This is a genomic window from Sinomonas sp. T428B, from assembly GCF_056780155.1.
Genome location: NZ_JBRAZR010000001.1, coordinates 2,496,125 through 2,518,722 on the forward strand (window position 1 = coordinate 2,496,125; position 22,598 = coordinate 2,518,722).

A 22,598-nucleotide genomic window follows, 5' to 3' on the forward strand; every position below is an offset into this window, starting at 1 on the left:
GTGTTCCCCTTGATGGGGACCACGGCGGTCGGCGGATCCGGCAGCCTCTGGACAGCAGCGTTTGGGCCCCTAGCGGCCATGCGCCCGGGCGCCAGGCACGGAGCCGCGGACGGCGGGCCAACGTATCGATGGAAGAGGCGTATCTCCAGTGCCAGAACTGCCAACCCACCGCCTGCCCGAGGAATTCGGCGGCAATGAGTGGCTTGTGGACGAACTCTACGAGCAGTACCAGCAGAACAAGAACTCCGTGGACTCCAAGTGGTGGCCGCTGTTCGAGTCGTTCGACTCGGACAGCGGCCACACGTCCAACGGCACGGTGAAGGCGCCGGCCGCGGACGCGACAACCGCCAGCACGTCGTCGACCCAGCAGGCCGCGCCTCCGGCTGCGTCCCAGGCCACGACGGCACCTGCTGCTGCAGCCCCCGCCGCCGCGGCCCCGGCTCCGCAGGCCGCTCCGGCTCCGGCTCCGCAGCCCGCCCCCGCCGCCCAGCCGGCACCCGCCCAGCCCGCCGCGGGCCAGCAGGCCGCGCCGGCGAGCGCGCCGAAGAAGGGTGCCGCCGCCGTCGTCCGCGACGGCGCCAAGCCCTCGTCGACTGGCCTCATCCCCGCCCAGCTGCCGAAGACGGCCAAGGACGAGACGATCGAGGAGGACATCGTCTCCCCGCTGCGCGGGCCGGCGAAGGCCATCGCGACCAACATGGTCACGAGCCTCGAGGTCCCGACCGCGACCACGGTGCGCGCCGTCCCGGCGAAGCTGCTCATGGACAACCGTGTCGTGATCAACAACCACCTCACGCGCGTGCGCGGCGGCAAGGTCTCCTTCACCCACCTCATCGGCTTCGCCGTGATCCGGGCGCTCAAGCTCATGCCCTCGATGAACGTCTCCTACGACGAGGTCGACGGCAAGCCGGTCGCCATCCAGCACGCCCACGTGAACTTCGGCATCGCGATCGACCTGCCGAAGGACGATGGCACGCGCCTGCTCGTCGTGCCCAACGTCAAGAAGGCCGAGACGATGAACTTCTCGGACTTCTGGCACACGTACGAGGACCTCATCAAGCGCGCCCGCAACGGCAAGCTCACGGCCGACGACTACGCGGGCACGACGGTCTCGCTGACCAACCCCGGCGGCATCGGCACCGTGCACTCCGTGCCGCGCCTGTCCAAGGGCCAGGCCGCGATCGTGGGCGTCGGCGCCCTCGAGTACCCGGCCGAGTTCCAGGGCTCCTCGGAGAAGATCCTCGCCCAGAACGCCGTCGGCAAGGTCATCACCCTGACCTCGACCTACGACCACCGCGTGATCCAGGGCGCCGGCTCCGGCGAGTTCCTGCGGATCGTGCACCAGCTGCTCCTCGGCGAGCAGGGCTTCTACGACGAGATCTTCGAGTCCCTGCGCATCCCCTACGAGCCGGTACGCTGGAGCCCGGACCTGCAGGTCAACCCCGAGGATGCCATCAACAAGGTGGCCCGGATCCAGCAGCTCATCCACGCCTTCCGCGTGCGCGGGCACCTCATGGCGGACACGAACCCGCTCGAGTACGTCCAGCGCAAGCACCCGGACCTCGACGTGCTCACGTACGGCCTGACGCTGTGGGACCTCGACCGCGAGTGGCCCACGGGCGGCTTCGGCGGCCGGCCGAAGATGAAGTTCCGCGACATCCTCGGCGTGCTCCGCGACGCGTACTGCCGCACGACCGGCACCGAGTACATGCACCTCCAGGAGCCGGCCGAGCGCCAGTGGTTCCAGGACGAGATCGAGCACCCTTACAAGAAGCCCAGCCGCGAGGAGCAGCTGCGCATCGTGTCCCGCCTGAACGCGGCGGAGGCCTTCGAGACCTTCCTGCAGACGAAGTTCGTCGGGCAGAAGCGCTTCTCGCTCGAGGGCGGCGAGTCGCTCATCCCGCTGCTCGACGCCGTCCTCTCCGAGGCCGCCGAGGACGGCCTCGACGAGGTCGCGATCGGCATGGCGCACCGCGGCCGCCTGAACGTGCTCACGAACATCGCGGGCAAGACCTACGCGCAGGTCTTCCGCGAGTTCGAGGGCACCCAGGACCCGCGCAGCGTCCAGGGCTCGGGCGACGTGAAGTACCACCTCGGCACCGAGGGCACCTTCACGGCCGAGAACGGCAAGCAGACCAAGGTCTACCTGGCCGCGAACCCCTCCCACCTCGAGGCTGTCGACTCCGTGCTCGAGGGCATCGTCCGCGCGAAGCAGGACCGCCTCGACCAGGGCGAGGCCTTCCCCGTCCTGCCGATCCTCGTCCACGGCGACGCGGCCTTCGCGGGCCAGGGCGTCGTCGCGGAGACGCTCAACCTCTCGCAGCTGCGCGGCTACCGCACGGGCGGCACGATCCACATCATCGTGAACAACCAGGTCGGCTTCACCACCTCGCCGTCCGCATCGCGCTCGTCGGTGTACTCGACGGACGTGGCCAAGATGGTCCAGGCGCCGGTCTTCCACGTGAATGGCGACGATCCCGAGGCCGTCGCCCGCGTGGCACAGCTCGCGTACCGCTTCCGCGAGCGGTTCCACAAGGACGTCGTCATCGACCTCGTGTGCTACCGCCGCCGCGGCCACAACGAGGGCGACGACCCGTCGATGACGCAGCCGCTCATGTACAACCTCATCGAGGCCAAGCGCTCGGTGCGCAAGCTCTACACCGAGAGCCTCATCGGCCGCGGCGACATCACCCAGGAGGAGGCCGAGCAGCTCCTGCGCGACTACCAGGAGCGGCTCGAGCGGGTCTTCGCGGAGACGCACGCAGCGCAGACGTCGCCGATCCCCGTGGTCACGGCGGACGCCAAGGCCGTCGCGGACCTCGAGCGCCCGATCGCGCAGCAGCAGGACGACAACGCCGTCCGCTCGCCGCGCTCGACGGCGATCAGCGCCGAGCTGCTCGCCCGCATCGGCCAGGCCCACGTGCAGGTGCCCGAGGGCTTCACGGTCCACGCGAAGCTCAAGCAGCTCCTCGAGCGCCGCGAGCAGATGTCCCGCGAGGGCGGCATCGACTGGGGCTTCGGCGAGATCGCGGCCTTCGGCTCGCTCATCACCGAGGGCGTCCCGGTTCGCCTCGCGGGCCAGGACTCGCGCCGCGGCACGTTCGTGCAGCGCCACGCCGTCTTCCACGACCGCTCGACGGGCGCCGAGTGGACTCCGCTCGCGAACCTCTCGGAGGACCAGGCGAAGCTCTCGATCTATGACTCGTCGCTCTCCGAGTACGCCGCCCTCGGCTTCGAGTACGGCTACTCAGTCGAGCGCCCCGACGCGCTCGTGCTGTGGGAGGCCCAGTTCGGCGACTTCGTCAACGGTGCCCAGACCGTCATCGACGAGTTCATCTCCTCGGCCGAGCAGAAGTGGGGCCAGCGCTCCTCCCTCGTCATGCTCCTGCCGCACGGCTACGAAGGCCAGGGCCCTGACCACTCGTCCGCGAGGATCGAGCGGTTCCTGCAGCTGTGCGCCGAGGACAACATGGTCGTCGCACAGCCGAGCACGCCGGCGTCGCACTTCCACCTACTGCGCCGCCAGGCGTACAGCCGTCCGCGCAAGCCGCTCATCGTCTTCACGCCGAAGCAGCTGCTGCGCCTCAAGGGCGCGGCCTCCTCGGTCGAGGACTTCACGTCGGCCTCGTTCCAGCCGGTCATCGGCGAGCACGAGCAGCTCGACGCCGCGGCCGTCGACCGCGTGATCCTGGTCTCCGGGCGCCTGTACTACGACCTGCTCACGTCCCGGGCCAAGGCCAAGGACACGAGGACCGCGATCATCCGCGTCGAGCAGCTCTACCCGCTGCCGCAGGCGGAGATCGAGGCTGAGCTCGCGAAGTACCCGAACGCCGACGTCGTCTGGGCCCAGGACGAGCCCGCGAACCAGGGCCCGTGGCCGTACATGGCCCTGAACCTCGCCCCGGCCCTCGACCGGCGGATCCGCGTCGTCTCGCGCCCGGCCTCCGCCTCCACGAGCGCCGGCTCGATGAAGCGGCACACGGCCGAGCAGGAGATCCTCCTCCGCGAGGCCTTCTCCCGCGAGGCCTACGTCCGCGCATAGCGCGGGCCCCAGTCACGGCGGCCGGCTCCCTCCTCGGCGAGGGGGCCGGCCGCCGTCGTCGTCTGAGGTGTTCTCAGCTCGCCGGCCCCCGGCCGGCCGGCGCGCATGGCGGCCCGGCAGGGCGTCCTTCCTTCGATAGACTCGGAAGCCGAGAGGGCGCGGGCCCGTGACGAGGGGAGAGCGGATGGCGCAGGAGAGGAAGCTTCGCCTCACGGCGATCGGCGACGAGCTGCTGGCGGGCAATGGAGATCCACGGGCCCTCGGATGGATCGGCCGGGTCCTGGCCCGCACGCCGCGCGAGGAGCTCACCCTCGAGAGCTACGTCCTCGCGGCCCCAGAGGAGGGCACGGAAGGGCTCGCGGCCCGCTGGGAGGGCGAGGCCCTGCGCCGGTTCGGCGACGGCTTCGAGAACCGGCTCGTGATCGGCCTCTCTGGCCGGGACATCGCGTTCGGGATCACGCCCGCGCGCAGCCGGCTCAACGTCGCGAACATCCTCGACTCAGCCCAACAGAACAGCACTGAGGTCTTCGTCGTGGGCCCGCCGCCTACGCTCGACCCGGCGCAGAACCGGCGGCTCGCCGAGCTCAACACGGCCTTCGCGGACGTCACGACCCGGCGCAACCACTACTACGTCGACACGTTCTCCCCGCTCCTGAACCACGAGCAGTGGCGGGGCGACTTGGCCGCCAACGCGGGCGCCCCAGGCCAGGCGGGCTACGGGCTCATTGCCTGGCTCGTGCTGCACCGGGGCTGGTTCCCCTGGCTGCGGCTGCCGCAGCCGCAGTAGGCGCTTCCCCGTCGAGCCCCGGCTTCGCCGGGTCTTGCCCTCTCCCAAGACGCGATATATCGTGAGATGGCCCGATGCGATATATCGCGTTTGGCGTCAGCGCCGGGTTCTGCACCAGGAGGGGAAATGTCCGCGGAAAGCTGGTCCATCATCGAACCACAGACCATCGACCTCGAGGGAGTCTCCTCGCTCAAGGCGGGGATTGTCGCCGGCCGCCTCGACGTCCTCGTCCAGGAGGACAGCGGTGCTGGCGACAGTGCCGGCAGCAGTGCCAGCAAGACAGCGCGCATCGAGGTCACCGAGGTCCGCGGGGACCCGATCAGCGTGAGCCTCGAGGGCGGGCGCCTGGAGGTCCGCCATCAGCTGCACGGCGCCCAGGGCTGGTTCAAGAACCTCATGGGGACCGTCGCCGGCACGAGCGAGAACCACGCCGTGGTGAGCATCGTGGTCCCGCCCGGGACCGTCGTCGAGATCGGGACGGTGAGCGGGGACGGGCTCGTCTCCGGGGCGCGGCCGCACACCCGGCTCAATACGGTCTCCGGCTCGATCATGGCGGACGGGACCGCCGGCGAGCTCCACATCAGCACGGTCTCGGGCGAGGTCATCGCGCGCGGCCACGACGGCGTTCTCACGGCCAAGACCGTCTCCGGCGAGGTGACGGCGTCCGGGGACCTCCGCCACATCCGCGCGAACTCGGTCTCGGGGGACCTCATGTTCGACCCCTCGGGCTTCTGCGAGGATCTCGGGGCCAATACCGTCAGCGGCGACCTGACCATCCGCCTCCCGCATGACGTCGGCGTGGACCTGTCGGCCAACACGGCGTCGGGGACGATCGTCGTCGACGACCAGCGCTTCAGCCCCGCGGGCGGCAAGCTCGCCGCCATCCTCGGCCCCGACGCCAAGCTCATGCTCCTGCGGGCCAACACGGTCTCGGGCAACATCGCCGTCGTTCACCGACTCCAGGATCCGGCCCCGCAGGCGGCGCCCGAGGAGGCGATGGGCTGATGGCCCCTCCGGTCTTCGCCCACGGGGCGCTGCGGCTATACCTGCTCGCGCTCCTCGAGGACGGGCCCAAGCACGGCTACGAGCTCATCCGCGCCCTGAGCGACCGCTTCGGCGGGGCCTACTCCCCCAGCCCGGGGACGGTCTACCCGCGCCTGGCCAAGCTCGAGGAGGAGGGCCTCGTCCACACCCGGCCCGAGGGGCGCCGTACCCTGTACTCCGTCACGGACGCTGGCCGGGCCGAGCTCGACGCCCGGCGGGGGGACCTCGCCGACGTCGAGGAGGACATCGCGGCCTCGGTGCACCGGCTCGCCGACTCGCTCCGCACCGAGCTCAAGGCCAGCATGCGTGGGCTGCGCGCGGACCTCGCCGCCACGGCCGAGACCGCGAGGCTCACGGCCCGGCGCGCGGCCGCGACGGCGCAGCTTCCGTCCTCGGGGCAGGGGGCGACGGGGCAGGGGACGCAGACCACGCCGCCGTCGGATGCGGGACGGAGGGAGGGGGCCGGACGGCTCGCGGAGGCGGAGATGCTCGTCCAGTCCTTCCGCGACGATGTCCGCATCGAGCTGCGCACGCACAGCGCGACGCGCCCGCTCGGCGAGGTCCCCCTCGAGACCCTCCGCGCGGTCCTCGACCAGGCCCGCATCGCCATCCGCAACTCGCTCCGCTGAGCCGCGCTGCCGCCCCGCGCTGCGGCCCTGTTCCGTTTAGGCTCTGCCCGGCGCGTGTGGGAGACTGGGGGGCGGCCTTCTCGGCCAAGCAGTCCAACTACGTCGAAGGAGGCCAGCTATGAGCAAGCGAGCACGCAAGCGCCGTGACCGCAAGCGCGGCGGCGCGAACCACGGCAAGCGCCCCAACACCTGAGCGCACGCCGAGCATGCAGGAGGCCCCGGACCGTCTGGTCAGGGGCCTCCTGCTGTATCAGCGCGTGCCCCCGCCGCCACGCCCCACATCGAGGACAGGGGCCCCCGTCACGCCTCGGCGCGCAGCGCGTGGATCTTGTCCAGGATCGAGACCTTGAGCTTGTCCGGCGCCTGCTCGTGGCAGCTGCGCTTCATGGCCGAGCGGATCATGCACTCGAGGTCGTACTCCTCGAGGCATTCCGAGCACGTTTCGAGATGCGCGCGGATTTCGGCCACATCGTGGGCCGGCAGGGCCCCGTCGAGGTATTCGTAGAGGCGCTGCAGGCGGCTGTCGTCGCAGTCGCCCAGTCCCTGGCAGTCGTTCATCGTTGGTTCTCCTGGGCTGTGTCCTGCGGTGTGATCTCTCCTGAGCCCTGAGCCGTGCTCTGCGCTGTGCTCTGCGCAGCGACCGCCGCACGCGCGCCCGCGAACCCGCGCTCGGCCGCGTAGTCCGCGAGCCTGTCGCGGAGCATCTTCCGCCCGCGGTGCAGCCGGCTCATGACGGTGCCGATGGGTGTGCTCATGATCTCGGAGATCTCCTTGTACGCGAAGCCCTCCACGTCCGCGAAGTACACCGCGAGGCGGAACTCCTCGGGGATCGACGCGAGGGCCTCCTTGACGTCGGAATCCGGGAGGTGGTCCAGCGCCTCCGTCTCGGCCGAGCGCAGGCCGGTGGACGTGTGCGACTCGGCGCGGGCCAGCTGCCAGTCCTCGACCGTGTCCGTGCCCGCCTGCTGGGGCTCACGCTGCCGCTTGCGGTACAGGTTGATGTACGTGTTCGTCAGGATCCGGTAGAGCCAGGCCTTGAGGTTCGTCCCCGGGCGGTACTGGTGGAACGCCGCGAAGGCCTTCGCGTACGCCTCCTGGACGAGGTCCTCGGCGTCGGCGGGGTTGCGCGCCATGCGCATCGCGGCCGAGTAGAGCTGGTCGACGTACTGCATCGCGTCCCGCTCGAACCGGGCGCGACGCTCGTCGGCGGTCTCGGATGCCACGCCCGCAGAGGCGCCGTCGTCCGCGGCGCGCGGGCCAGCGGCGCCGTCGTCCACGACACTCGGATCGTCGAGGTCGGTCTCGGGCTCGCGGGGCTGGGCGCTGCTCATTGCCGACCAGTCTACTGTCGGGGCCGGCACGGGACGGTCGAGGACCAGCACGCAGCCTCCTTCCTTGTCTGCGGCGTGTCTGCGGATATTTCCGCTCATCCTGTGCCCGGCACAACGCCGCGTTCGCAGGAAAATATTCCCCAAAGGTGCGAGACTGGGGACCGTCGGAGCACGCCCGCAGAACCTCCAGGAGGCCTCATGACCGCAGTCCGATTCATCGCCCGACCGCTCCTCGCCTCGTCGTTCATCGTGGCCGGGGCGGACAAGCTGAAGAACGCGGACGACACAGCGGAACAGCTCTCCCCGGTGCTCCGTCGCGCCGCGGACGCGCTGCCCATCCGCATCGACGAGCGCGTCCTCGCGCGCACGCTCGGCGGGGCGCAGCTCGGAGCCGGCGTGCTGTACGCGCTCGGCAAGGCGCCCCGGCTCTCCGCGACGGTCCTCGCGGTCACGAGCGCCCTCAACGCCTTCGTCGAGTGGCGCAGCGCGGACATCAGCTCGCCCGAGGGCCGCACCGCGCGCCGGGCCGGCCTGCTCAAGAACCTCTCGCTCGCCGGGGGCGTCCTGATCGCCGCCGTCGACACCGCCGGCCGCCCCTCGCTCGCGTGGCGCGCCCAGCACCTCGCGGCCGACACGGCCAAGGCGGGCCGCCGCCAGCTCCACGCAGCGGAGAAGGCCGGCCGCCGGCAGCTGCACGCCGCCGAGAAGGCCGGCCGCCGCGCCCAGCGCGCCGTCAGCTCCGCCGCGCGCGAGGCCCGCGAGACCGCGGCGGGCGTGCTCTCGTGACCGCTGCCTGGCCGGCCCCGTTCGCCACGGGCCCCGTCGACGCGACCGTCACGGTGCCCGGCTCGAAGTCGCTCACCAATCGCTACCTCGTCCTCGCGGCCCTCGCCGAGGGGCCGAGCCGCCTGCGCGCTCCACTGCACTCGCGGGACTCGGCCCTCATGGTGGGCGCCCTGCGCGCCCTCGGCGCGACCGTGACGGAGGTCCCGGGCGACGGCGACTTCGGCCCCGACCTCGAGGTCACCCCCCTCCGGGTCGGGCAGGGCGCCGGCCAGGCCCCCGGCACGGCTGCTGTCGACTGCGGCCTCGCGGGCACCGTGATGCGCTTCGTGCCCCCGATTGCCGCGCTGTTCAGCGGGAGCGTCGCGTTCGACGGCGACCCGCACGCGCGCGTGCGCCCCATGGGCCCCGTCATCGACGCGCTCGAGGCCCTCGGCATCGGGCTCTCCTCCCCCGAGGGCGGCCGGCCGTCCTCGCTCCCGTTCACCGTCCACGGCACGGGCTCGGTCCCCGGCGGGCACGTGGTCCTCGACGCCTCCGGCTCGAGCCAGTTCGTCTCGGCCCTCCTCCTCGCCGGCGCGCGCTTCGAGGACGGGCTGCACCTCGAGCACGTCGGCCCGCCGGTGCCGAGCCTCGACCACATCGCCATGACCGTCGCGGTCCTGCGCGAGCTCGGCGTCGAGGTCGACGACTCCGTCCCCTACCACTGGGTCGTCGCCCCGGGCCCGATCCGCGCCTTCGACGTGCGCATCGAGCAGGACCTCTCCAACGCGGGCCCGTTCCTCGCAGCAGCGCTCGCGACGCGCGGCACCGTCCGCGTGCCCAACTGGCCCGTCGGCACGACCCAGGTCGGGGATGCGTGGCGGACCATCCTCCCGCAGCTCGGCGCCGAGGTGACGCTCGACGGCGGGACCCTCACCGTCCGCGGGGGCGAGCGCATCACGGGCGCAGAGCTCGCCGACACGAGCGAGCTCGCCCCGACCGTAGCGGCCCTGTGCGCCCTCGCCGACACGCCCTCCCGGCTCACCGGCATCGCCCACCTGCGCGGCCACGAGACGGACCGCCTCGCGGCGCTCGTGAACGAGATCACCCGCCTCGGCGGCGACGCCGAGGAGACCGAGGACGGGCTCGTGATCCGCCCGGCCCCGCTGCATGGCGCCATCGTGCGCTCCTATGCGGACCATCGCATGGCGACGGCCGGCGCGATCTGGGGGCTCGCCGTCGAGGGGGTCGAGGTCGAGGACATCGCCACGACGTCCAAGACGATGCCCGACTTCCCGCAGATGTGGGCCAACATGCTCGGCCAGGGCGCCCGGCCCACCGCAGACAGCCGGGGCGGTCAGGCCTCTGACACGCACGGCGGGGCCGGCGAGCCCTCCCCCGCGGACCGGGGAGCCGGCGCCTGACATGCCCCGGGAGTGGGACGAGAGCGACGTCCGCATCCGGCCGAACAAGCGCGGCAGTCGCCCGCGCACGAAGGACCGGCCGAGCCACGAGGACGCCGTCGTCGGCAGGATCGTGACAGTGGACCGCGGCCGGTACACCGCCGTCGTCGCCGAGGATACCCCGCAGGAGCGGATCGTCGTCGCCGCGCGGGCGCGCGAGCTACGCCGCACCCCGGTGGTCCCCGGCGACTTCGTCGCCCTCGTCGGCGACGTCTCCGGGCGGCCCGACACGCTCGCGCGGCTCGTCCGCGTCGAGGAGCGTCGCACGCTGCTGCGACGCAGCGCGGACGACACCGACCCCGTCGAGCGCGTCGTCGTCGCGAACGCCGACCAGCTCGTGATCGTGGTCGCGGCCGCGAATCCGGAGCCGCGCACGGGGTTCATCGACCGCGCGCTCGTCGCGGCCTACGACGCCGGGATCGAGCCGCTCCTGCTCGTGACGAAGGCGGACCTGCGGGACCCGGCCCCGCTCCTGGCGACCTATGAGCAGCTGCCGCTCGCCGTCGTCGTGAGCCGGACAGCGGCAGGGCCGGACGGGCCCGAGGACGGCGACGCGACGCCCCGTGCGGAGGGCGGGCGAAAGGAGGCGCGCGGCATCGACGCGCGCGGTGCGGACGGCTCCTCGGCCCGGCTCGACGAGGATGCCGTGCGGGCCCTGCGCGCCGAGCTCGAGGGCCGCGTCACCGTGCTCCTGGGGCACTCGGGCGTGGGCAAGTCGACCATGGTCAACGCGCTCACGGGGGCCGACCGCGCGACGGGCGGCGTCAACGCGGTGACCGGGCGCGGGCGGCACACGTCGTCGTCGGCCCTCGCGCTGCGGCTCGAGGACGCCGCGCCGGGGAGCTGGATCATCGACACCCCCGGCATCCGCTCCTTCGGCCTCGCCCACGTCGACCCGGAACGGATCCTGCACGCGTTCGGCGACCTCGAGCCGGGGACCGAGGCCTGCGAGCGCGGCTGCCGGCACGACGCCTCGGCCGTGGGCTGCGGCCTCGACGCCTGGGTCGCCGAGGGGCACGCGGGCGACGCCGGCCCCGCCCGCCTCGCGTCGCTGCGCCGGCTGCTCGGGGCGGACCGCCGCGAGGAGGGCCAGGAGACGAAGGAGCTGGGCGCCCAGCCGCCCGGCGAGTGAAGCCCGCGCCTGCAGCCGTCCGACCCGCCGACGGGATAGCGTGGGTGCATGAACCACGCGCCCGAGACGTACAACGACGACCTCCGACTGGCCCACGTCCTGGCGGATTCCGTCGACGCCCAGACCATGGAGCGGTTCAAGGCCCTCGACCTCAAGATCGAGACGAAGCCGGACCTCACCCCCGTCACGGACGCGGACCGCGCCGCCGAGGAGGCCATCAGGGGCCAGCTCTCGCGCTCCCGCCCGCGCGACGCCGTCGTCGGCGAGGAGTTCGGCACGACCGGCCACGGCTCCCGCCGCTGGATCATCGACCCGATCGACGGCACGAAGAACTTCGTCAGGGGCGTGCCCGTGTGGGCCACGCTCATCGCCCTCGCGGACGGGGACGAGATCGTCGTCGGCGTCGTGAGCGCCCCCGCCCTCGGGCGGCGCTGGTGGGCCGCGAAGGGCGCCGGGGCGTACACCGGGCGCTCGCTCGCCTCCGCGACGCGGCTGCACGTGAGCAACGTCGCGAAGCTCGGCGACGCCTCGCTGTCCTACTCGAGCCTCTCGGGCTGGAAGGAGCGCGGGAACCTCGACGACTTCCTCTCGCTCACCGAGGACGTGTGGCGCACGCGCGCCTACGGGGACTTCTGGTCGTACTGCCTCGTCGCCGAGGGCGCCGTCGACATCGCGACCGAACCCGAGCTCGCGCTCTACGACATGGCCGCGCTCGTGCCCATCGTGACCGAGGCCGGCGGCCGCTTCACGTCGCTCGAGGGCAAGGAGGGCCCGTGGGGCGGCAACGCCCTCGCGACCAACGGCATCCTGCACTCGGAGGCGCTGGGCCGCCTCAACCCCGGGTACGACGACCTGCTCTGACCCGGACCCCGCCCATGTGACGCGGGCGTGTCACATTCCGCGTCATAGGGGCGGCGCGGGTGCGCGGGGGCGTGCCCGTGCCCTAATGTCGTGGACAGGTCACGAGTGCCAGCGCGAAACCCCGGTTTGCTGGCCGGCAACCCTCCAACCGCGGTGGGGTGCCCCGGGTGACGACCAGGCCGGTCCGGAGCGGATGCGGCAAGCGCGGACCCTGCGGTCCCTCACTCATGCGAGGTATGCCCCGTGAGCACTGCCCTCTCCCACGCCCCGATCATCTCCCGCGACGCGTACCCCGACGCGGCCGCGCCGCTCGCCGAGGTCGTCGGCTCGGAGCTGCGCGCCCCGCTCGTGGGCGGCGGCGAGGTCCGCTACGCGAACCTCGACTACGCCGCCTCGGCCCCGGCCCTCGCGGAGGTCGCGGACCACCTGAACGAGGTGCTCCCCTACTACGCGAGCGTGCACCGGGGCGCCGGGTACGCCTCCCAGATCAGCACGAGCGTGTACGAGAATGCCCGCGCGATCGTGCGGAGCTTCGTCGGCGGCCGCGACGACGACGCCGTCATCTTCACGCGCAACACGACCGAGTCGCTCAACCTCCTCGCGGGCTGCCTCCCCGCGCGCGGCGACGTCCTCTACCTCGACCTCGAGCACCACGCGAACCTCCTCCCGTGGCAGGCCCGGCCGCACCGCAGCGTCATCGCGGCGGGCACGATCGCCGAGACGCTCGAGCGCGTCCGGCTCCAGCTCTCCGACGGGGGCGTGAGCCTCCTCGCCGTCACGGGCGCCTCGAACGTCACCGGCGAGGTCCTGCCGCTCGCGACCCTCGCCGAGCTCGCCCACGAGCACGGCGCCCGCATCGCGGTCGACGCCGCGCAGCTCGCTCCGCACCGACGCATCGACGTCGCCGGGACGGGGATCGACTACCTCGCGTTCTCGGGCCACAAGCTCTACGCGCCGTTCGGCAGCGGCGTGCTCCTGGGACGGCCGGACTGGCTCGATGCCGGCCGCCCGCACCTCGCCGGCGGCGGGGCGGTCCGCGAGGTCCGGCTCGACGCCGTCACGTGGGCCGAGGGCCCGGCGCGGCACGAGGGCGGTTCCCCCAACGTGCTCGGCGCCGCCACGATCGCCCGAGCCGCCCAGGTCCTCGGGGACCTCGACGAGGGCCTCTGGCACCGGCACGAGCAGCAGCTGCGGGCCGCGCTCATCGACGGGCTGTCCGGGGTCGACGGCGTGACCGTGCACCGGCTCTTCGCCGACTCCGAGGCGGGCGACGGCGGCGACCCGGGCAGTTCCACTCCCGCCGCTGGCGGAGGCGCGATCGGCGTCGTCAACTTCTCCGTCGCGGGCCACGACGCGGGCCTCACGGCCGCCTACCTCTCCGCCGAGCACGGCGTGGGCGTCCGGGACGGCCGCTTCTGCGCCCATCCGGTCCTGCGCCGTCTGGGCCTCGCCTCGGGCTCGCTCCGGGCGAGCTTCGGCGTCGGCTCCCGGCTCGAGGACGTCGAGCGGCTCGTCGGCGGCGTCCGCCAGCTCGTCGAGAAGGGCCTCGGGCTCGACTACGTGGTCGACGCCGGCCGCTGGGTCCCCGCCCGGGACACGCGCGTCTTCCCCCACTGGGCGCCCAACACGCCTGGCACCGCGGGCGCGGCGCCCTGCGGCACCGACTCCTGACGCACTCCCGGCCGCCGGCCCGCGGCGGGCTGCGGTAGATTGCTGGGGGACGTCAGGAGGGAACGATGGGACGCGGCGGGCCGAAGCTCGGCGATGCACGACGGCGCGAGCTCGCCAGGGCGTTCGAGGCCGGCGGGGAGCACTACGAACGTGTGCGGCCGGGGTACCCCGAGGAGGCCGCCGACTGGCTCGTCCCCGCCGGCGCCCGCACCGCCGTCGACCTCGGCGCCGGCACGGGCAAGTTCACCGCGCTGCTGATCGCCCGGGGGCTCGAAGTCACCGCCGTCGACCCGAGCGCGGACATGCTCGCCCAGCTCGCCCGGCTCCATCCGGGCGCGCGCTGCGTCGTGGCCCCCGCCGAGTCGACGGGCCTGGCCGACGCGAGCGCCGACCTCGTTGTCGCGGCCCAGGCCTGGCATTGGTTCGACATCGGCGCGGCGACCCGCGAGGCCGCGCGTCTCCTGCGCCCGGGAGGGCGCGCGGGGCTCGTGTGGAACCAGCTCGACACGACGGTCCCCTGGGTCCACCGGCTCTCCCGCATCATGCACGCGGGCGACGTCCACAAGCCCGACTACCGCCCGCCGTCGGGCCCCGAGCTCGTCGGCTGGGAGGCCGCGCTCTTCCGCTGGGAGGACGCGATCACGCCCGAGGGGATCGTCGAGCTCGCCAAGTCCCGCAGCTACTACCTGCACGCCTCGGCCCGGCACCGCGCGAAGGTCGAGGACAACCTCGCGTGGTACCTCTTCGAGCACCTCGGCCACACCCCCGGAGAGGCCCTGGCCCTCCCCTACCTGACCCAGGCATGGCGGGCCGTGCCTCTGGCGCTTGGGTAGGCTGGTGTCGTGAAGAGCGCCCCCTCCTCCTCGATCGAGGACTACGTGAAGGTCATCTACTCCTTCACGGAGTGGCAGGACAAGCCCATCACCTCCTCGCAGCTCGCGGCGCGCCTCGGCGTCGCGAACTCCTCCGTCTCCGAGATGGTCCGCAAGCTCAAGGACCAGGGCCTCGTCGACCACCGCCCCTATGGGGCGGTGCGGCTCACCGAGGCCGGCCGGGACCTCGCCCTGACCATGGTGCGCCGCCACCGGCTCCTCGAGACGTTCCTCGTCAACGAGCTGGGCTACCGCTGGGACGAGGTCCACGACGAGGCCGAGCAGCTCGAGCACGCCGTCTCGGACCTCTTTGTCGAGCGGCTCGCGGCCAAGCTCGGGCACCCCGACCGGGACCCGCACGGGGACCCCATCCCAAGCGCCTCCGGTCAGGTCCACCGCCCTGACGCGCACCGGCTCAGCGACCTGGACCCGGGCCACGAGGGCCGGATCACGCGCATCAGCGACGACAACCCGGACCTCCTGCGCTACCTCGCGACGGAGCACATCGTGCTCGACGCCGACGTGCGCATCGTGCGCCGCAAGCCCTTCGGCGGGCCCCTCGTCGTGCGGATCGGCCATGGCGGGCAGGAGCGCGACTTCGACGTCGCCGACGAGGTGGCCGACTCGCTCTGGGTGCACAGCGACCACTCCCACCCGGGCTGCATCCTCGGGCGGTAGCCCGAGTGCAGACACAGCAGCGCCCCCGGTCCAGAGACCGGGGGCGCTGCTGTTCACAGTAGTGGAGATGGGGGGAATTGAACCCCCGTCCGATGCGGCTTTGCCAGGGCTTCTCCGGGCGCAGCGTGCTTCGGGATTTCTCGGCCCCAGCCATCATGCACGCCAGTGGCTGACCCGGGCCCAGTCATCAAAGAGTCCCGGCAGCCCCGATGACGAGGACTGCCAGCAGTGGCTATCTAATCGACGCCAGGATCCGGGACGATAGCATTCCCGGGCTGACGGACTTGCTCGCTACTTAGGCAGCGAGGGCGAAGTCAGTGCGCTTAGAGTTGGCACTTATTGGTTTGCAGAGAGCGTTGACGAGATGACTCTGCATCCTCGGCCCGCTTCACCTGTCGCGACCTACATCGTCGAAACCGATCATCCCCTCTTCAGTTGTCAAACTGCTTCAGCTGTGACACTGACCCGGCACGCCTTTCGGCGGCCGGACATTCAGTATAGCGTGTGCGCCGGTGCAGGTATTCCCGAGGGATCGTTCAGCCCGGCAGGAGCCCCGCCTGCTCCTTCGCCTCGAGCACCTCGAGCGCCGCGGCGTCGAGCGCCCGCGCGAACGCCGGATCGGTGCGGGCCCGGTCCACGACCCCCTGCCAGAGCCGCGGCGCCAGGCCGGCGTTCGTGCACAGCGCCATCGACCCGCCCGCGGCAATGAGATCGGCCGCACGCCGCTCCGGCGGGACGGCCGAGAGCTGCACGGCGTCGCACACGTCGTCGGAGATGACCACGCCAGCAAAGCCCAGATCGCCGCGGAGCATGCCCTGGATGACCGTCGGGGAGAACACCGCGAAGCTGCCCGGGTCGATTGCGGGATAGAGCGCGTTCGAGAGCATGACCCATTCGGCGCCCCCGCGCACGGCATCCCGGAAGGGGACGAGGTACGGGTCGCTGCGAGTCGTCTCGGGGTCCGCGACGTCCATGCTCGTGTCAGTGTTGGCCGTGGCCCGGCCGAGACCCGGAAAGTGCTTCGGCGTGGCCGCGACGCCGGCATCCGCCATCCCCTGGGCGAACGCGAGCCCGCTCGCCGAGACCGCCTCCGGCGAATAGCCGTACTCGCGCTCCCAGGCCCCGATGGGCAGGTTGTAGGGCGCGAACGCCGGGGACGGCACCGTGTCCAGCACGGGCCCGAAGTTCACGTTCACGCCGACGGCGGCGAGCTCGCGGCCCCAAGCGGCCCCGGCGACGCGGAGGGCTGCGGGGTCCATTGTGCCCTGGGCCCGGGCCGACGGGATGTCGCTGAACCCCGGGCCGCGCATGATCTGCACGTACCCGCCCTCCTGGTCGGTCGCGACGAACGGCGCGACCGGGCCTGCCGGCGTCGGGACTGTCGCTGAAGCGCGCAGGGCGGCGACGGTGCCCGCGACGGCCGCGGCGCCCGCCGTCGTGCGCCCGCGCAGGAACACGTTGCCGATCCCGGTCCGGGCGAGCGCGCCCAGCGTGACCGCGTCCGGGCCCGAGACGGGCGAGCCGACCATCATGACCTGCCCCGCGCGCTGCTCGAGGCTCAGCGCGGCGAGGACCTGCCGGGCGCGGCTGGGCGGCGGGCTCGGCGCCGCGGTCGGCGTCCCGTCGGTGGCGGCGGGCGACGGCGAGGCCTCCACCGTGCCTGGGGGCGGAGAGGCAGTGGGCCCGCTCGGGGACGCGGGCGCCGTGCCCGTTGACGCCGGGGTCGCCCAGACGCGCGGCAGGAGGACGGCCATGAGGGCGAGGACAGCCAGGACTCCCGCGCCGATGGCGAGTCCGGCCATGGCGCCTGTTCTGGGCATGAGAGATCCTTCCCGCATTCGGTGCCTGCGGCGGTCGGAGGTCAGCGGCGCCGGTTGCGTTCCCGCATCTCGCGCAGGGCCTCGCGCTTGTCCTGGGACTCGCGCAGGGCCTGGCGCTTGTCGTAGTCCTTCTTGCCTCGTGCCAGGGCGATCTCGACCTTGGCGCGGCCGTCGTGGAAGTAGACCTGCAACGGGACGACCGTGAGCCCGGACTCGTTGACCTTGTGCTCGATCTTGGCCAGTTCCTCGCGGTGCAGGAGGAGCTTGCGCCGGCGCTTGGACGGGTGGTTCGTCCAGCTGCCCTGGGTGTACTCGGGGATGTTCACGGCCTCGAGCCACAGCTCCCCGTTGGTGAACTGGCAGAACCCCTCGCCGAGGGAGATGTGGCCCTCGCGCAACGACTTCACCTCGGTGCCCATGAGCACGAGGCCCGCCTCCCAGGTGTCGAGGATGTGGTAGTCGTGCCGGGCCTTGCGGTTGGTGGCCACTGCCTTCCGGCCACTCTCTCTGGGCACGGCCTGACTCCTTGTCCTTCATCGGCGGCGCGGGCCGCCGGATCCGTCGTGGGCGGCGCCGGGCGGTGCCGGCGCGGACACATCAGTCTACAGCAGGCTCATTGGGTCCACGGGCGAGCCGTTGAGCCAGGTCTCGAAGTGCGAGTGGCAGCCTGTCGAGTTGCCCGTCGTGCCCGAGTACGCGATGAGCTGCCCCTGGCTCACGTACTGCCCCACGCGCACCGCTACCGAGGAATTGTGGTAGAAGACCGTGGTCAGCGAGTTCCCCTGGACCACGCCGTGGGAAATCATGACCGTGTTGCCGCCGCCGTTGCTGAGCCAGCCCGCCGTCGTGATCGTCCCGGCTGCCGGGGCGTAGACCGGCGTGCCGCAGGCCGCGCCGAAGTCGATGCCCGTGTGCATGTAGCCGCCGGTGCCGTAGAAGTCGATCGAGCCGGGAGGAGTCGCACGCCAGCCGAAGCCCGAGGTGATCGGGACGCCGCGGAACGGGTTGATGAGTCCGAAGGCAGACGGCGAGCCGACCTGGACGGCGGCATCGCGAGCAGCCTGGGCCGCGGCCTCTGCGGCGGCGGCGGCCTGCCCCGCGGCGAGCGCCGCGGCGCGGGCCTCTGCCGCGCGCTGCTCGGCAATGCGCCGCTGCTCGGCCTCCCACGCCTCGCGGAGCCGGCGGTCGCGTTCGGCGATCTGCGCGGCGACCTGGTCCTGCTGGGCCTTGAGGTCGGCGATCTGCTGCTGGATGGCAGGGCGCGCCGCCTCGAGCTCGGCGTTGAGCCTCGCCGTGTCCTCGATGAGCTTGTCGACCTCGGCCTTCCGGGCCGCGGCCTCGTCGCGGGCGGCCTGCTCCTTGCGCAGGGCCTCGTCTGCCTTGGCCTTGAGGTCGCGGATCTCCTCCTCGACGGCGGCCAGGCGTGCCTCGGCGTTGACGTTCGCGGCGCTCTGCTGGGAGAGCTTCTCGAGCGCGGAGTTCTGGCTCCGCATGGCCTGGTCTGCGAGGTCGATCGAGCCGGTGAGGCTCCCGCCCTCCGCCGAGCCGAAGATGAGGCTCAGGTTCGAGGGCACGCCGCCGGTCTTGTAGGCCTGGCTCGCGATCTGGCCGATGAGCTTCTTCGTCTCGTCGATCTTCCCCCGGTCGGCCTCGAGCTGCGCAGTGATCTTGGCCTTCGACTGCTGGGCCGCGTCGACGCGGACCGCGAGGGCGTTGACTTCATTGGTCGCGGCGGTCACGCGGCCCTGGGCCTCAAGGAGGGCCTGCTGCGCGCCGGGCAGCTGGGCCTGGTAGGTCGCGAGGTCCGCGGCCGCCTGCGCGATGCGCCCGTCGAGGAACTCGAGGGAATGCTGGACGTCCTGGGCCTGCTGCGCGAGCCGAGCCTTCTGGTCGTCGAGCTCGTCGGCGGTGGCCGCGGGGCCGGAGGCGCAGAGGGCGGCGACGAGCGCTAGCGCGGCAGCGGCGCCCCCCATGCGGCGCAGGCGGTTCCTGCGGGCGGCTGAGCGTTCTGCACGCGTCCGTGCGTTCATGTGCATCCCCCGTTCCCTCCCGTCGGGTCAGACCTTGAGATAGCGACGGAGGGTCAGAATCGACGATACACCAGCGAGCACGACCCCCATGGCGATGAGCAGCGGCGCGAGCACGAGCGTCTGCGCCGGCGAGATGAAGGCCGTGTCCGGATACTGCTTGGCCAGGACCTCCCCGAGGAAGAACCGGGACACGGCCCAGAGCGTCCCCGAGGCGAGGACGGCCCCGACGACGGCGGCGATGACACCCTCGAGCACGAACGGCAGCTGGATCATGAGCTTCGACGCCCCGACGAGCCGCATGATGCCCGTCTCGCGCCGGCGGCTGAAGGCCGAAAGCCGGATCGTGGTCGCGATGAGCAGGATCGCGCACACAATCATGATGCCCGCGATCACAATCGCCACGAGCGAGGCCCCGTTCATGACGGAGAAGAGCCGCTCGAGCAGCTGCCGCTGGTCGATGACCGTCTCGACCCCGGGCTGCGACGAGAACGTCTCGCTGATGATCTGGTACTTCTCCGGGTCCTTTAGATTGATCCGGAAGGAGGACGGGAGCTGGTCCGGGGTCACGGAGTCGACGATCGGCGAGTTCGCGAACTGGCTCTTGAAGTGCTCGTACGCCTCCTCGCTCGTCTCGTAGTGGTAGTCGTTGACGTACTGGGCGACGGCCGGAGACTCGAGCAGACCGGTCAGCGCGGCCTGCTGGTCCTTGGTGACGGGCCCGCTCACGCAGCCGGGCGCCGTCGAGCCCTCACCGCACAGGAAGATGGCGACCTGGACACGGTCGTACCAGTAGCCCTTCATCTGCGTGATCTGCAGCTGGAGCATGCCCGCCGCGCCGACGAAGGTGAGCGACACGAAGGTCACGAGGATGACCGAGACGACCATCGAGACATTCCGGCGCAGGCCGCCGGCGATCTCCCCGAGGATGAACGCGGCCCTCATGCGCGCCCCTCCGCCTCGCCGCCGTCCGCCTTGCCGGGTTCCCCCGGGGCCGGAACGGACGGGATGAGGGACGTGTAGAGAGCGCGGGCCTCGTCCCGGATGACGTGCCCGTCCTGGAGCTCGATGACGCGCTTGCGCATCGAGTTGACGATGTCGGTGTCGTGCGTGGCCATGACCACGGTCGTGCCGTTCTGGTTGATCCTGTCGAGGACCGCCATGATGCCCTGCGAGGTCGCGGGGTCGAGGTTGCCGGTGGGCTCGTCGGCGAGGAGGATGCCGGGCCGGTTCACGACGGCGCGCGCGATCGCCACGCGCTGCTGCTCGCCGCCGGAGAGCTCATGCGGCATGCGGTGCTCCTTGCCCTCGAGGCCCACGGTCTTGAGGACCTCGGGGACGGCGTCCCGGATGATGCTGCGGTTGCGGCCGATCACCTGCATCGCGAACGCGACGTTGGCGAAGACCGTCTTCTGCGGCAGGAGCCGGAAGTCCTGGAAGACGACGCCGATCCCCCGGCGCAGACGCGGCACCCGCCAGCTCGAGAGCGAGGCGACGTTCTGGCCGGCGACGAAGACCCCTCCGCTCGTGGCGCGGTCCTCACGCAGGACGAGGCGCAGGAAGGTGGACTTGCCGGAGCCCGATGCGCCGACGAGGAAGGCGAACTCGCCCCGTTCGATCTCCAGGGAGACAGAGTCCAGCGCCGGCCGGGCCTTCCTGTCGTAGACCTTCGTGACATTCTCGAAGCGGATCATGGCTCTTCCGGGCCCGTCGGGACGCAGGGCATCCGTTGCCGGCGCACGGGCTTGATTGGGGGAAAGGCCGCCGGCGGCTCGACTATAGGCACATGCGCCCGCCCCAGTCCGCGACCGTCCGCGGCGTGTCGGAGTTCGGCGCCGGGATGCTCTTCCTGAGGTCCTTTCATGCGCCGTCCCCTTGGACGGTGCGGCCGTCAGGGCCTAGCCTGTGGCGAGCAGGCTTCACTGGCGAGGGGGGACCTATGAAGAAGACGGCCGCGCTCTGCCTCGCACTGCTCACAGCCCTCTCGCTGCCCGGAGCCACCGTCCCGCAGCCGGCCCCGTCGGTGAGCCAGACCGCCGAGCCGGCCCCCGTCCCGGCCGAGGCAGCGCAGGCCCGGCCGCTCGGCGTCGTCCTCGGCGAGCCGGAGCGCTCCAGGCCCCTTGCTGAGACGGCGCAGGCGCCCACGGGCCCGCCACCCCTCCCGGAGCCGCCGCCGGTCCACATCACCGACCTCGGCGTGGCGCCGAGCGTGACGTCCGTGCAGCCGCTGCTGCAGGCCTCGGCCGACCACCTCGTGCGGGACGACAACTCGGCCCAGGTCCGCGCCGTCTTCGATGCGATCAACAGCTACCGGGCCTCCCTCGGCCTCGGCAGGATCCAGTACCACGCGACCATCGCGGGCATGGCCCAGGAGTGGTCGAACTACATCGCCTCGCGCGAGGTCATCGAGCACCGGCCCTCCTTCTGGACCGACCCGCGGGCGCTCTCGCCCGACCGCGGGGCCGGCGAGGTCATCGCAGTCCGCTGGGACCGCAACGCGGCGGAGATGGTGGCCTGGTGGAAGACCTCGCCCGCGCACAACGCGATCCTCACCGACCCGCGCCTGAACGTCATGGGAATCGGGGTCACGTTCACCGACGGCACGTGGCAGACGACGCCGAGCCGCTACGCCATGTGGGGTGTCGTCAACCTCTTCGGCTACTCCCGACTGCCAGCAGGGACGGTCTCCGCACCTGGCACCTCGCCTTCGCCGAGCCCGACGCCGCCACCACCCTCGCCCCCGCCTACGCAGGTCGTGGGCACGCTGCCACACGCTGCTGGCACCTGTCCGGCAACCGCGCAGAGTCCGGTCCCCGCCGACTTGCGACTGGCCTCGATCCGCGGCGCAGGGGACGTCGTGGCCTTGGACGCCAACGGCACCGTGACGAATCGCCCGTCGAACGGAACCGGCTCCCTTGGCAGTCCCACGACCATCGCGACTGGCCTCTCTGGAGCCGTGAGGCTCTACACGCCTGACTGGAATCGGGATGGAGTCTACGATCTCCTCGTCCAGCGGCTCGATGGGCGGGTCACCCTCCTGAAGGGCAGGATCGCCGGCGGTTTCGACGTACCGGTTGCCCTCGGCCTCTCCGAGCTGGACGACTACGGCCTGGGCAAGGACGAATGGTGCCAGGGCGACCCCGTGCCACCTGTTGCAGCCCAGGACACCGCCGGGGGAATCTACCTCCTCCCGGACCGAGGTTCCCGGGACATGTCACAGGAGGGCTCGCCCGACCAGCCGGCCCTCGTGTCGCCTCCGACCACCGCACCCTGGCGGGGCGTGGTCACGTGGCGGTTCGTGAAGGGCTTCGTAGCCGGAGAGTCGGGCATCGTGACGATCCGCACGGACGGATCCGCCTTCTACGCTCCCTTTGCCGGCGCCGTGCTCGGCGCGCCCCGCGAACTCGGCACGTCGATGAGCGGCCTCCGGCTGGCCGGCTGACATCCATCCCGACGCGCCGATCATTCCGGGCTGG

Annotated in this window: 20 protein-coding genes, 1 other RNA gene and 1 riboswitch; of the genes, 13 read left to right on the plus strand and 8 right to left on the minus strand. The window is 71.9% G+C overall.

Annotated elements, in window-relative coordinates; translation table 11 throughout:
- Nucleotides 1-148 precede the first annotated feature (148 nt).
- The 5 genes from ACUYMY_RS11575 (at nt 149) to ACUYMY_RS11595 (ending at nt 6,695) form a co-directional block, all read left to right on the plus strand.
- Nucleotides 149-4,042 carry a multifunctional oxoglutarate decarboxylase/oxoglutarate dehydrogenase thiamine pyrophosphate-binding subunit/dihydrolipoyllysine-residue succinyltransferase subunit gene (locus ACUYMY_RS11575; RefSeq protein WP_481703701.1) on the plus strand — a complete coding sequence of 1,298 codons (3,894 nt, stop codon included), beginning with the start codon at nt 149-151 and terminating at the stop codon, nt 4,040-4,042.
- Nucleotides 4,043-4,226: 184 nt separating this feature from the next.
- Entirely contained in the window at nt 4,227-4,829 is a 603-nt protein-coding gene (locus ACUYMY_RS11580) for a GDSL-type esterase/lipase family protein (protein ID WP_481703702.1), read from the plus strand.
- A gap of 126 nt (nt 4,830-4,955) precedes the next feature.
- Complete coding sequence (locus ACUYMY_RS11585) at nt 4,956-5,834, plus strand: DUF4097 family beta strand repeat-containing protein (RefSeq protein ID WP_481703703.1); 879 nt, start codon at nt 4,956-4,958, stop codon at nt 5,832-5,834.
- A complete protein-coding gene (locus ACUYMY_RS11590) occupies nt 5,834-6,502 on the plus strand; it encodes a PadR family transcriptional regulator (RefSeq protein ID WP_481703704.1) in 669 nt (222 codons plus the stop codon). The genes ACUYMY_RS11585 and ACUYMY_RS11590 overlap by 1 nt, the downstream gene beginning before the upstream one ends.
- Before the next feature lie 118 nt (nt 6,503-6,620).
- A complete protein-coding gene (locus ACUYMY_RS11595; RefSeq protein WP_369299106.1) occupies nt 6,621-6,695 on the plus strand; it encodes a 50S ribosomal protein bL37 in 75 nt (24 codons plus the stop codon).
- 107 nt (nt 6,696-6,802) lie between these two features.
- On the opposite strand, the gene rsrA is transcribed toward ACUYMY_RS11595, so the two are convergent.
- A complete protein-coding gene (rsrA, locus tag ACUYMY_RS11600) occupies nt 6,803-7,060 on the minus strand; it encodes a mycothiol system anti-sigma-R factor (RefSeq protein ID WP_481703705.1) in 258 nt (85 codons plus the stop codon).
- Nucleotides 7,057-7,833 carry a sigma-70 family RNA polymerase sigma factor gene (locus tag ACUYMY_RS11605; protein WP_481703706.1) on the minus strand — a complete coding sequence of 259 codons (777 nt, stop codon included), beginning with the start codon at nt 7,831-7,833 and terminating at the stop codon, nt 7,057-7,059. The genes rsrA and ACUYMY_RS11605 overlap by 4 nt, the downstream gene beginning before the upstream one ends.
- 198 nt (nt 7,834-8,031) lie before the next feature.
- Here ACUYMY_RS11605 and ACUYMY_RS11610 point away from each other — a divergent pair, with 198 nt between their 5' ends.
- The 7 genes from ACUYMY_RS11610 to ACUYMY_RS11640 all read left to right on the plus strand — a co-directional run bounded on the left by ACUYMY_RS11610 (nt 8,032) and on the right by ACUYMY_RS11640 (nt 15,275).
- Nucleotides 8,032-8,619: a DoxX family protein gene (locus ACUYMY_RS11610; RefSeq protein WP_481703707.1), complete on the plus strand. Its 588-nt coding sequence runs from the start codon at nt 8,032-8,034 to the stop codon at nt 8,617-8,619.
- Nucleotides 8,616-10,022, plus strand: a complete 1,407-nt coding sequence (gene aroA / locus ACUYMY_RS11615; protein ID WP_481703708.1) for a 3-phosphoshikimate 1-carboxyvinyltransferase — start codon at nt 8,616-8,618, stop codon at nt 10,020-10,022. The genes ACUYMY_RS11610 and aroA overlap by 4 nt, the downstream gene beginning before the upstream one ends.
- 1 nt (nt 10,023) lies before the next feature.
- The gene (gene rsgA / locus ACUYMY_RS11620; RefSeq protein WP_481703709.1) at nt 10,024-11,193 is read left to right on the plus strand and encodes a ribosome small subunit-dependent GTPase A; all 1,170 of its coding nucleotides are present in this window, start codon (nt 10,024-10,026) and stop codon (nt 11,191-11,193) included.
- A 48-nt stretch (nt 11,194-11,241) separates the two neighbouring features.
- Nucleotides 11,242-12,054: a histidinol-phosphatase gene (hisN, locus tag ACUYMY_RS11625; protein ID WP_481703710.1), complete on the plus strand. Its 813-nt coding sequence runs from the start codon at nt 11,242-11,244 to the stop codon at nt 12,052-12,054.
- Nucleotides 12,055-12,151: 97 nt separating this feature from the next.
- A riboswitch (SAM riboswitch) is annotated at nt 12,152-12,265 on the plus strand.
- Nucleotides 12,266-12,297: 32 nt separating this feature from the next.
- The gene (locus ACUYMY_RS11630) at nt 12,298-13,725 is read left to right on the plus strand and encodes an aminotransferase class V-fold PLP-dependent enzyme (protein WP_481703711.1); all 1,428 of its coding nucleotides are present in this window, start codon (nt 12,298-12,300) and stop codon (nt 13,723-13,725) included.
- Nucleotides 13,726-13,790: 65 nt separating this feature from the next.
- Entirely contained in the window at nt 13,791-14,558 is a 768-nt protein-coding gene (locus ACUYMY_RS11635; protein WP_481703712.1) for a class I SAM-dependent methyltransferase, read from the plus strand.
- 9 nt (nt 14,559-14,567) lie between these two features.
- Nucleotides 14,568-15,275 (plus strand): metal-dependent transcriptional regulator, encoded by a 708-nt coding sequence (locus tag ACUYMY_RS11640; protein WP_481703713.1) that lies wholly within the window; start codon nt 14,568-14,570, stop codon nt 15,273-15,275.
- A 59-nt stretch (nt 15,276-15,334) separates the two neighbouring features.
- On the opposite strand, the gene ssrA is transcribed toward ACUYMY_RS11640, so the two are convergent.
- From ssrA to ftsE, 6 genes are all read right to left on the minus strand, one after another.
- Nucleotides 15,335-15,703, minus strand: a transfer-messenger RNA (tmRNA) gene (gene ssrA, locus ACUYMY_RS11645).
- A gap of 108 nt (nt 15,704-15,811) precedes the next feature.
- A complete protein-coding gene (locus tag ACUYMY_RS11650) occupies nt 15,812-17,095 on the minus strand; it encodes a glycoside hydrolase family 3 N-terminal domain-containing protein (RefSeq protein ID WP_481703714.1) in 1,284 nt (427 codons plus the stop codon).
- A gap of 41 nt (nt 17,096-17,136) precedes the next feature.
- Nucleotides 17,137-17,610 carry an SsrA-binding protein SmpB gene (gene smpB / locus ACUYMY_RS11655; protein ID WP_481703715.1) on the minus strand — a complete coding sequence of 158 codons (474 nt, stop codon included), beginning with the start codon at nt 17,608-17,610 and terminating at the stop codon, nt 17,137-17,139.
- Between the two features lie 87 nt (nt 17,611-17,697).
- Nucleotides 17,698-19,068, minus strand: a complete 1,371-nt coding sequence (locus ACUYMY_RS11660; RefSeq protein ID WP_481703716.1) for a peptidoglycan DD-metalloendopeptidase family protein — start codon at nt 19,066-19,068, stop codon at nt 17,698-17,700.
- 84 nt (nt 19,069-19,152) lie between these two features.
- Nucleotides 19,153-20,067 (minus strand): permease-like cell division protein FtsX, encoded by a 915-nt coding sequence (gene ftsX / locus ACUYMY_RS11665; protein ID WP_481703717.1) that lies wholly within the window; start codon nt 20,065-20,067, stop codon nt 19,153-19,155.
- Entirely contained in the window at nt 20,064-20,816 is a 753-nt protein-coding gene (ftsE, locus tag ACUYMY_RS11670) for a cell division ATP-binding protein FtsE (RefSeq protein ID WP_481703718.1), read from the minus strand. The genes ftsX and ftsE overlap by 4 nt, the downstream gene beginning before the upstream one ends.
- Before the next feature lie 245 nt (nt 20,817-21,061).
- On the opposite strand from ftsE, the gene ACUYMY_RS11675 reads away from it, so the two are divergent.
- Entirely contained in the window at nt 21,062-22,564 is a 1,503-nt protein-coding gene (locus ACUYMY_RS11675; RefSeq protein ID WP_481703719.1) for a CAP domain-containing protein, read from the plus strand.
- The last annotated feature ends 34 nt before the right edge of the window (nt 22,565-22,598 follow it).